The organism is Candidatus Electrothrix sp., assembly GCF_052785085.1.
Genome location: NZ_JALAAI010000132.1, coordinates 1 through 9,811 on the forward strand (window position 1 = coordinate 1; position 9,811 = coordinate 9,811).

General features: G+C 48.4%; 9 protein-coding genes and 1 CRISPR repeat array. Of the genes, 5 read left to right on the forward strand and 4 right to left on the reverse strand.

Going from position 1 to position 9,811, the window contains the following annotated elements:
- On the forward strand, positions 1-206 hold a 206-nt coding region (locus L2082_RS16335; protein ID WP_446011974.1), incomplete at its 5' end, for a hypothetical protein.
- A 229-nt stretch (positions 207-435) separates the two neighbouring features.
- On the opposite strand, the gene L2082_RS16340 is transcribed toward L2082_RS16335, so the two are convergent.
- Complete coding sequence (locus L2082_RS16340; protein ID WP_446011975.1) at positions 436-783, reverse strand: hypothetical protein; 348 nt, start codon at positions 781-783, stop codon at positions 436-438.
- A gap of 894 nt (positions 784-1,677) precedes the next feature.
- On the opposite strand from L2082_RS16340, the gene L2082_RS16345 reads away from it, so the two are divergent.
- The 3 genes from L2082_RS16345 (at position 1,678) to L2082_RS16355 (ending at position 3,469) form a co-directional block, all read left to right on the forward strand.
- Positions 1,678-1,980 (forward strand): helix-turn-helix transcriptional regulator, encoded by a 303-nt coding sequence (locus L2082_RS16345; RefSeq protein ID WP_446011976.1) that lies wholly within the window; start codon positions 1,678-1,680, stop codon positions 1,978-1,980.
- A gap of 150 nt (positions 1,981-2,130) precedes the next feature.
- Positions 2,131-3,036: an Rpn family recombination-promoting nuclease/putative transposase gene (locus L2082_RS16350; RefSeq protein ID WP_446011977.1), complete on the forward strand. Its 906-nt coding sequence runs from the start codon at positions 2,131-2,133 to the stop codon at positions 3,034-3,036.
- 40 nt (positions 3,037-3,076) lie between these two features.
- The gene (locus tag L2082_RS16355) at positions 3,077-3,469 is read left to right on the forward strand and encodes a group II intron maturase-specific domain-containing protein (RefSeq protein WP_446011978.1); all 393 of its coding nucleotides are present in this window, start codon (positions 3,077-3,079) and stop codon (positions 3,467-3,469) included.
- Positions 3,470-3,614: 145 nt separating this feature from the next.
- Here L2082_RS16355 and L2082_RS16360 read toward each other — a convergent pair whose 3' ends face one another.
- Positions 3,615-4,367, reverse strand: coding sequence for a ParA family protein (locus L2082_RS16360; protein WP_446010564.1), 753 nt, complete (start codon positions 4,365-4,367; stop codon positions 3,615-3,617).
- Between the two features lie 126 nt (positions 4,368-4,493).
- Positions 4,494-6,041, reverse strand: a complete 1,548-nt coding sequence (locus L2082_RS16365; RefSeq protein ID WP_446010563.1) for a CHAD domain-containing protein — start codon at positions 6,039-6,041, stop codon at positions 4,494-4,496.
- A gap of 292 nt (positions 6,042-6,333) precedes the next feature.
- On the opposite strand from L2082_RS16365, the gene cbiE reads away from it, so the two are divergent.
- Positions 6,334-7,578, forward strand: coding sequence for a precorrin-6y C5,15-methyltransferase (decarboxylating) subunit CbiE (gene cbiE, locus L2082_RS16370; RefSeq protein ID WP_446010562.1), 1,245 nt, complete (start codon positions 6,334-6,336; stop codon positions 7,576-7,578).
- Between the two features lie 295 nt (positions 7,579-7,873).
- Here the strand turns inward: cbiE and L2082_RS16375 are convergent, their stop codons facing one another.
- Positions 7,874-8,827 (reverse strand): aldo/keto reductase, encoded by a 954-nt coding sequence (locus L2082_RS16375; RefSeq protein ID WP_446010561.1) that lies wholly within the window; start codon positions 8,825-8,827, stop codon positions 7,874-7,876.
- Between the two features lie 82 nt (positions 8,828-8,909).
- Positions 8,910-9,797: a CRISPR direct-repeat array (repeat unit 32 nt; unit sequence GTTTCAATCCACGCCCCCGTGAAGGGGGCGAC).
- The last annotated feature ends 14 nt before the right edge of the window (positions 9,798-9,811 follow it).

Sequence of the window (9,811 nt, forward strand, 5' to 3'; positions counted from 1 at the left end):
AGATAGTTGATTTGTTTTATGCCATCACACAATGTCATGGATGGATACGCAGTGACAAGCATGAAGTGCGAGTACGACTTGAGCCGCTTGAACAGCCCGGTCGTCGTTTTGCGCAAGAACAACTATGTCGCAAGCTGACATACATGGCAAGCAGATTGCCGTCAGGAAAACAAATGGTTATTGAGGTAGGGGAAGAGCCGTGCTAAGTTTAAAATCAAACTGTCCAAAAAAAATGGCTTGAGAAGGTTAGTTTACTATGTCTGAAGATACGGCTTTCCTTCCAATACAAGGACAATCCGCTCGCCAGCCCATGCCCTTTTGCCGAGGGCTGAAAGCTGCGTTTTTGCTTCGTGTAAATTAATTTGCACTGCCCTTACCATCTATTTCCTTCATTCTCATAAAGTACCCCTGAATACATCCTCCATTGGAATCCCCTCAAGCTCCCCCTTCCTTCTTCTTCGCATGATGCTTCCGCTCACTTGTCCTCGTGCCACCGACCATATCGTATTCCTCAGAATCAGCCCCGAAAACCCCCTTGACCGCTGCGCGCACCTGCACCATATGATCGCTCAAATTTTGCGACTTCTCCCCTTTTCGGTCGATCAGCCGCGTCCGTTCGGCATTGACTGCATCCACTTCATCAACTACGGTTTCCAACTCACCCATCTTTGTTTCCATGTCCACAGCCTTCAGCCCGTCAGGAAGACGATCATCAATTTTCTCCAGGGCCTTCTTTATCTCGTTTGCTTCCTGCAATAATTTGGGTACGCTGTTGCTCAACATAAGAGTCTCCTTTTCTTTGCAGCGCAGGCTTCTGATGAAAAAGCAGGCACTACTCTTTTAAAATCCTCTGCTCACCTTTAAAAAGTCAGGCTTCACCTTTAAAAAGTCAGGCTTCACCTTTAATAATCCATGCCCCGCCTTTAAAAGGTATGAGCATACTTTTAAAAATAGAGGCGTGACTTTTTAAAAATGTCCTCGCACTTTTTAAAATCCAACGCCCGCTTTTAAAAAGTCAAGGCTTACCTTTACAAGGCGAGCACCCGCTTTTTACCATCACCCGGCAAAATTAATTTGTTTTAACAGTCTGATGCTTATCTTTATTCACCTTAGAATCTATAAAGAACACGATCCTGCGGATAAGTCAAGCAAAAAATATTTCATATCAGCACATTAAAAATAATTCGGATTGTCAAAACTACGAAATATCGTTGCGGCACAGGCAAAAATCTTTATGTGCGCTTACAAGCAGGCACCAATGCATCACCCAACCAATATCCATCACCCCAAAAACAGCGCAACTCTTCCCCATCCTCCTGCGTATACGTCTGCGCCTGCTCCATTAAGCGTGACTCCGTTTTTCACACCCCAAAATCAACTTGCTATCTACGTCAGAATGACGTATTGTAAAGAAATGGAAAAAGTTCTTTTAGACAAGGTTCAAAAACGATTAAAGAAACTTCTGTACATATCGTCAGGAACCTCCAAAGGTGGGCCTTGCAGGTCGAATCACTGGGAATAGCCGAGGTCAGGAAAATTCCCGGTTACCATGATGAACCCTGGCAGGTAAAAGAACAGGACAACGATCCGTTAGATTGTCGAAGAGTTACAGGGCATTTTATGTGGAGCTTGATGATCATAATATAAAATTGATCAGGGTTGAGGAGGTGAACAAACATGAGTACTGAGAGCGTATACGGAACATCCGAACTGGCTGAAGATTTTGGTGCGTTAACTTTCGGCAACGCCCTGTCAAGCTACCGTCTGGGCGAAAACAAAGGCCAGAAAGAGTTTGCCGCTTTCTTGGGTATTTCCGCACAAAGCCTGTGTGATATTGAAAAAGAGAGAAGAATTCCTTCCCTGAGAAGGGCCGCAAAGATTGCAGAACAACTTGGAGAACCCCTTGCCTTCTGGGTTCAGCTGGCTCTTCAGGATATGGTGAGAAAAGAAGAACTGGACTTATCGGTATCTGTTGCATAAATAACAGGGCAATCTGCGTCCGACCGCCCTTCATGCCGAACAACTGGCCCAGATGTAAAAATTCACCCGCTCAATTCAGCATCCGCTCAAACTCCCACAGGCTGTTGGCGATAAGGATAATTTCGCAACAGTAGACAAGGTAAGGACACCATGAAAACCAGACAATACGTATCCTTTGATTGGGCAATCAAACGACTCCTGCGCTCAAAAGCCAACTTTGGTGTGCTGGAAGGACTCTTATCTGAACTCCTCAAAGAAAACATCACGATCCTTGAAGTCCTGGAGTCTGAATCCAATAAAGACTGTAAAAAACATAAGCAAAATGTGCTCGATCTCAAGGTGAAAAACTCCAGGGATGAAATCATCATCATTGAAGTGCAGTACGATCGCGACTACTCCTTTTTCCATCGCATCCTCTGGGGTACATCAAGGGTGGTAACCGAGCATCTTCATGAGGGCGATGATTACCTCCGAGTTCACAAAGTGATCTCTGTCAACCTCATCTATTTCGATTTAGGGGAAGGTGAGGATTATATCTATCATGGCTCCACCTCATTCAGAGGCATCCACAAAAACGATGTGTTGCAGCTCAGAGCGAATGAGCGTAGGAAACTGGACAAAGATAGCGTGAAACAGGTCTTTCCAGAATATTACCTGATAAAAATAAACCGCTTTGATGACCTGGCAAAAGACACCCTTGACGAGTGGATATACTTTTTAAAAAACGAAGAGATTAAACCTGAGTTTACCGCTCAGGGTCTGCAAGAGGCTGGAAGAGTTCTCGCCTATACCAAACTCAATAAAGAAGAGCAGATTGAATATAATAACTATATTGATCATCGTCGCCGAAGAGATAGTGAGCTTCGAACGCAATTCAGTGACGGACTTGAGGAAGGTTTGGAAAAAGGTCTGGAAAAAGGCATGGAACAAGGCATGGAAAAAGGTTTGGAAAAAGGAAAACGGGAAACTGCCCGATCAATGAAAAAAGAAGGTATTCCTGCCGAAATTATCCAAAAATGCACCAAGCTTTCTCTCGACGAAATTGATAAGCTCTAAACAGAATGGTCATTCAAGGACACTACCTAACCTTTTTCAGATGAGTCGGGGTGCTCGAAGTGGTAAACCGTATCCCAATGTACGACCGTCGGATAAGTCGCTGAAGAAAGTTAAGGCGAGGCTGACGGAACTGACAGACAGAAAGCTGACCTGCATCCCTCTGAGTGATGTGGTGAATAACGTAAACCGTGGTCTTCGTGGCTGGGTGAACTATTTTCACTTTCGGAACTCAAGTATGGCGATGAGCAAGGCGAGGCAACATGCGGAAGACCGACTGAGAACACACCTGATGAAGCGCCATAAGGTCAGGGATAGGAAAACGGCTTTATGTCGTTTTCCCTGCAGTGACCTTTATAACCGCTATGGGCTGTACAAGGTTTCTGGAAAAGAGCCAGGATTACTGCTGAATCAGTGTTCAACTCTACCCTGTTGAACTAAAACAAGCGCAGAGGCGGGAAGTGTCCGCCCTTTCCTGCCGGGCAGGCAGCTACAATTCCGGTCCTAAAACGGCCAGTTAGCCTGGTATTAATTTTATGATATAGATTTTCCTATCTCTATCGAGAGTCAGACAATTTGAACTACTCAAAGCGATGTAGCAGCTCCGTCTCAATCTCCTCCCAAAGGTTGGTGTAGGTTTTTCCCGCCTTTGAGTCAGGAAGATGGGCCGGAACCGGCTTTCGGTATAATCCCATCTTCTCAATATCTGTCACAAAGGGAACTGAGGTGCTGAGGATTCGTTTTCTGCCCTGAAAATGCCGCATCATGTCCTGATGAATTTTCTTTTTCTTCTCAACCATTGAAAAGACAACAAAAAGTTTCTTGCGATCAATCCCTGCTTCCTTGAAAAAGTCCAGAAGCTTGGTAAAGGAGAGCATGGACAGGGTGGTGGGGATAAAGGGGATCAGAATCATGTCTGCGGCATAAAAGATATTTTCCGATAGCAGGGTGATATTTGGCGGGCAATCAAGAAAAATATGGCGGTATTCGCTTGTTAAGGGATCAAGAATTCGCTTGAGTCGTTTTCTTGATTTTTTCATATGGTTAAGCGTGATGTCCAGATTACGAAAGGAAAAATCTGCGGGCAGGATATCCAGATGTTCATAATCTGTGCCCCGGATACTCTGTTCCAGGCTATTACCTCCTTCAAGAAAAAGTTCAGCTGTGAATTTTTTTTTCGATTTGACCCGGAAATAATAACTGGATGATCCCTGGGGATCCAAGTCGCAGAGCAAGGTGTTATTGCCCCTTGCCGCCGACATATAGGAAAGATTGACCGAAGTTGCGGTTTTACCAACACCGCCTTTGATATTATAAACAGCAATAATTGCCATGAGAACTCCTCAAACAATGTGAAGAAAGGTGAATGGGCAACAGACAAACTCTCTGTTTTCAGTACAGGTTGCAGGGAGCCGTCCCTGGGCCTGAACAACTATGCAAGGGCGAAGGCAGCCCCCCCCCTACAGCTCGCCTTCAAAGAGATCCTCGTACAACGAGATGTTCTCTTGAGCGGAGAAAGAGCGAAAAGTCTCCTCAAATTCGCAGCGAACCTGCTGCTGCTCATGGTAAAGATTGGTCAGCAAGCCACCAATGGCAGCGCCCATTTTTTTGGCTTTGCCAGAACCAGGCTTAAGGCTGCCAAGGTGAGCATTCAGCATATCCTGCTGTACAGAGAGGTCATTAAAAAGACCGAGATTATTCTGTAGTTTTTTGAGCTGTTTGATGAGCCGCTTCATCTCCTTGGGCGGATAAAGAGACGTGAAAAATTCCAGGGAATAGCGGAGTTTTTTCCCCTGAATCCGCAGACGATGGAGGCTTTTGTCCGGGGAATTGGCATCAACGGCCTGACCATCGCGCAGAACCCGCTTAAAGCGTTTCCAGATGATGCTGTTGGCCAGCTCAGCAATGGGTTTGGTGCTGGCAGCAGCCTCATCCTTTTTTTTCTTCTGAAGATATTTTTCCCAATCCTTTATAATGGTTTTATACCGGGAAGACTGGAGGGCCTGAACCAGTTTTTTCTGTTCCATTTCCCGCTGTGCTGCCAGATCATCAAAAAAATAGCGGAGTCCTTTCTGAAGATGGTCGGGCAAACGGGCCTTATAATCCTCTTCCATGAGCAGATAGACATCAAGATCCCGTACTGGCCCGGTAATTTTTCCCAGAAAACGGAATTCTTTTTTAAAGCGGGACCTGACCGTGGGTGCCATGACTTTTTTTATCATGTCAAATCCAGAGCGGGTTCGGCGGATGGCTACCCGGAAATCATGAAGAAACTCACTGTCCAGGTCATTCAGAATACCCTGTTCATTTTTCTGCATGGTGGCCAGCAAATCAGTGTAAATGGCCTTTGCTGCTGTCAGGCTATCCATCTCCGGTTGAAGGGTAACAGCCATTTTTGAGCTGTAATCCTTGGGACGCCGTCCTGTTATTGCCAAGGCGTTTTTCAGGTCCTGTTCCTTGGTACAGGGCTGGTCATGACCACGGCTATCCAGATCCTGTGTCAGTCGTTGAAACCATTTTTCATAGCCACGTACTTCGTGCAGTTGGACAGAGCAGATAGGCTCGTCATTTTCCCCCTGTTCTCCACGCATCTGAGAGAGGGTCACCATGACAACGGTTTTTTCATCCTTGTTCAGGATACGCAGGCGTTGGTTGGTCTGGAAAAAGCAACTTTGCAGGAGCAGGGTGCGCATTTCCAGGATCGGGGCAATGGTTTTCCGGAGAGCCGAGGCAGGCAGCTTATAGTGAAAGTCTATTTTTTCAGCAGTAATCGGTATCGGTGGTGTTACTTCACGGCCTGTCAGATCTGTCAGGTAGAGTCGGTTGTTCTGCGTAAAGCAGAGGAGTTGAGCAGTATAGAGGCGCCAGTCAAAGCTGTCGTAAAAACAGAGGTTGGTGGTCTGTGCAGGGGCATCCTGAACAGTATATTTGTTTTCCAGTTCATCGGCCAGCTCCTGAAGAGCAGCAGGGTCAGGGAGTTGCCTGGAAAGCTGTGCAAGAGGTTTCATGAAAAGGGATCCTGTTCTGTGGGTTTCAAAGTGCCGGATCAGGCAGGTAACGCCTCCGGCATGGTTAAGAACAGCTTGGATTATAAAGGGAAAGAGCTGGGGAAGGCAAGGGAAACTTGAGAGACCATGATTAAGGATGAGCTTTTGTTATGGGGTGGAGATCTCTTCGTGTTCTCTTTGCTTGGACAGAGCAAGAGGTCGTCAGGAGAACTTAATGACAAAAGAGAGCTTTTCTTCTATACTGACCCTCATATTTTCTACCACAGGATAAAAAAGGATGGAGTGAGAAAGGATGTCTGAAGTTTTTATATTCGGTATCAGCGGCGAAGAACTGCCCAAAGAGCAACTGCGCAAGATTGCATCATGCAGTGCAGTGGTTGTCTCATCCCGGCACCAGGCTTTGCTCAAAGGAATGGAGATTCATCGGATTCCCGTTGCTCCGGTGGAGGAAATGGTTTTTGAACTGGCTGTTGCGCTGAATTATGGGGATGTTGCTGTTCTGGCCTCTGGTGATCCCCTGTTCTTCGGGATTGGTCGCACCCTGCTGGAACGTTTTGGTCCGGAACGGGTTCATATTACACCGGCCCTGTCTGCTGTGCAGCTGGCCTGTACCCGCTTTAAATTGCCCTGGGATGATCTGCCGCTGATCAGCCTGCACGGTCGTTCCCCAGGGGATATTGCCAGCAGGATTCTGAGCAAGCCCAGGGTGATGCTTTTTACTGATCACCGCAATAGCCCAAATATTATTGCCCGGGAATTACTTACTATCCTGGAAGAGCATAAAGACACAGCCCGGATCAAAGCCATTCAGATACGGGTTGCTGAAAATCTGGGCATGGAGGATGAGCGGTTGTGCAAAGGCACCCTGGCTGATATTGCCAGCCAGGAATTTTCTTTGCTGAATATGATGCTGATTGAGCAGCAGGAACAAGACGAGCAACCTGGAAAAGCTCCTGGGGCCGGGTTTATCCTTGGTCTTCAGGAAGACGAAATTGAGCATTCACGGGGCCTGATCACCAAGGATGAAATCCGGGCCGTGATCCTTCATCGTTTGCGTTTACCCCGTACCGGCGTGCTTTGGGATGTGGGGGGTGGTTCAGGCTCTGTTTCTGTGGAAGCAGCCCGGCTCTGTCCGGATCTGACCATCTATATTATTGAGCACAGAGAAGAAGGCCAGGAAAATATCCGGGCCAATATTGTGCGGTATAATCTCTATAATATTAAATTAGTCTGTGGGGTAGCTCCTGAAGCCTTAACAGATCTCCCTGCTCCGGACCGGGTTTTTATTGGTGGCAGTAAGGGCTTGCTGGCTGAGATAATTCCTCGTTGTGCCAAACAGTTGACAGCGCAGGGCAGAATGGTGGCCAGTGCTGTTTTAAAGGATACAGCAGAGCAGGCCCCCTTGCTCATGGCAACCAATGATCTGAAGACAGATTCCTGCACAGTGGCTGTCACCCGTGAAGAAGTACGCTATACTAATTATGGGGAACCTGGGGTTTTGCTCAACCCCATTACCATTATAACCGGAAAAAAATAAAATTAGGAAAACAACATGGCCGCCTTTATCTTGTCGGGAGTGGGTGGCCTGTCTGATGATCCCACAGCTGCTTTTCAGCTCTATGATGCTGGTTTTAGTTCATGCGTATCTTATCCCGGTCTGTTGGATTGAGATAAGGAATAGTAAAATGAAGGAAGCTGAGACTGGAGGAAGGTATCATACGGATAAGGGGGATATGCGTGTCAGCTCCCTTCCTTTTATACTGAACCCTATAAACTGGAAGTTGTCAAATGTATATTCTTCCTGCTCCCTCAACTTGCTCATTCATCATTCATCATTCATCCCAAAGCCCGGCCAGGGTATAGGGACTGCCCTCCATTGCCCAAAACGCACCGTTCACGTAGCGGAAGGGCCGATCCAGGCCAGTCAGCTCTTCCATCTCCTGCTGCGAGAGGGTTAACTCAGCTGCTGCAAAATTTTCGCTGATCCGTTTCGGGTTGATCGACTTGGGAATCACTGCCATGCCACGACACATCGCCCAACTGATGAGCACCTGTGCGGGCGTGGCTTGATGGCGTTCCGCTATCTCAAGTACGAGAGGCTCTTCAAGCAGGAGGGGTTCGTTGTTCGCTTTCATGGCTGCAGGACGATCCGATGACCCCAAAGGCGCGTAAGCCGTGACGTGTACCTCGTTTTCCTTGCAGAAATTGACGAGATTATGCTGCTGCAAATAGGGATGCAGTTCGATCTGGTTCACTTCCGGTTTCTGCTGCGCACTATCAAGAAGACCTTTCACTTTGGGGATACTGAAGTTGCTCACCCCGATATGCCGACACAGTCCTTTGGCGAGCACTGCCTCCATCGCCTCCCAGGTGGCTGCAAGGGGTAGTTCGTCGAGCGCAACAAAATCTTCTGCTGATTCTGGAAAGATCCTGCCTTTTTTCAAGGCTACGGGCCAATGTACAAGGTAGAGATCAAGCGCATCAAGCTGTAGGTCTGCAAGCGTTTGCTTGAGAGCTGCTTCAACATCTTCAGGTGCATGGCTGTCGTTCCACAGTTTGGAGGTCACCCAGAGCTGTTCTCGTGTCACCACCCCCTTACGCAAGGACTCGGCGAGGGCCTTGCCGACTTCGGGTTCATTGCCGTAAATAGGGGCACAGTCAATATGACGATATCCTGTACGCAAGGCATCTTGCACAGCTGCACCTACTGCACCTGGCTGGGATTTCCAGGTTCCCAGGCCCAGCATCGGCATTGCGTCGTTGTTGTGGAACTGTAATGTTTTCATAGTTCAAGTCTCCTTACGTTTTAATTCACGCCCCCGCATGGGGGCAACAACTCATAGCTCTCCAAAAAAAGGAGGGCTACACGTTTCAATCCACGCCCCCGTGTGGGGGGCGACAAAGGCGGGGCTGTTGGACCACTGAAACTGGAAGTTTCAATCCACGCCCCCGTGTGGGGGGCGACAAAGATAAGGCCAAGGAGCTGAATGGCGAGGTAGCTGTTTCAATCCACGCCCCCGTGAAGGGGGCGACGTGCTTGCTGCCTTTAACGAGTGCCCGAAAAATGTTTCAATCCACGCCCCCGTGAAGGGGGCGACGCTGCTGCAAAGGCAGAAGCAGAGGCCGAAAAGAAGTTTCAATCCACGCCCCCGTGAAGGGGGCGACCGCTGGCGTGGCAGTTGACCGTCTGACGGATCATGTTTCAATCCACGCCCCCGTGAAGGGGGCGACCTGTCTGAGTGATGATCTCAGGCAAAATCCTCCTGTTTCAATCCACGCCCCCGTGAAGGGGGCGACGGCAAAATTGCCGAGTATCGTGAGCCGGTCGGGGTTTCAATCCACGCCCCCGTGAAGGGGGCGACGAGGGTATACTTTACACTCAAGTAAGCCTCAAGTTTCAATCCACGCCCCCGTGAAGGGGGCGACTCAAAAGATTGACCAGGGCCGTGATTTTGAATGTGTTTCAATCCACGCCCCCGTGAAGGGGGCGACCGGGATGGGCTTTGCCTTATCCTTTGGAGGCTCTGTTTCAATCCACGCCCCCGTGAAGGGGGCGACCTGGGGACTACGGGCGTTTATGCCGGATCTTGAGTTTCAATCCACGCCCCCGTGAAGGGGGCGACTAATTTCTTCAAATTTCCGCATCACGGAAAAATCAGTTTCAATCCACGCCCCCGTGAAGGGGGCGACTCACATGGCCGGGTTAAACCAGGAGGAAAGCAATGTTTCAATCCACGCCCCCGTGAAGGGGGCGACCTCGTTGAAATACG

Bases quoted from the DNA above. Each gene is read 5' to 3' on its own strand.
- L2082_RS16350 (WP_446011977.1), top strand. From the start codon at position 2,131: ATGAAAACCAGACAATACGTATCCTTTGATTGGGCAATCAAACGACTC.
- L2082_RS16340 (WP_446011975.1), bottom strand. From the start codon at position 783: ATGTTGAGCAACAGCGTACCCAAATTATTGCAGGAAGCAAACGAGATA.
- cbiE (WP_446010562.1), top strand. From the start codon at position 6,334: ATGTCTGAAGTTTTTATATTCGGTATCAGCGGCGAAGAACTGCCCAAA.
- L2082_RS16345 (WP_446011976.1), top strand. From the start codon at position 1,678: ATGAGTACTGAGAGCGTATACGGAACATCCGAACTGGCTGAAGATTTT.
- L2082_RS16355 (WP_446011978.1), top strand. From the start codon at position 3,077: ATGAGTCGGGGTGCTCGAAGTGGTAAACCGTATCCCAATGTACGACCG.
- L2082_RS16365 (WP_446010563.1), bottom strand. From the start codon at position 6,041: ATGAAACCTCTTGCACAGCTTTCCAGGCAACTCCCTGACCCTGCTGCT.
- L2082_RS16375 (WP_446010561.1), bottom strand. From the start codon at position 8,827: ATGAAAACATTACAGTTCCACAACAACGACGCAATGCCGATGCTGGGC.
- L2082_RS16360 (WP_446010564.1), bottom strand. From the start codon at position 4,367: ATGGCAATTATTGCTGTTTATAATATCAAAGGCGGTGTTGGTAAAACC.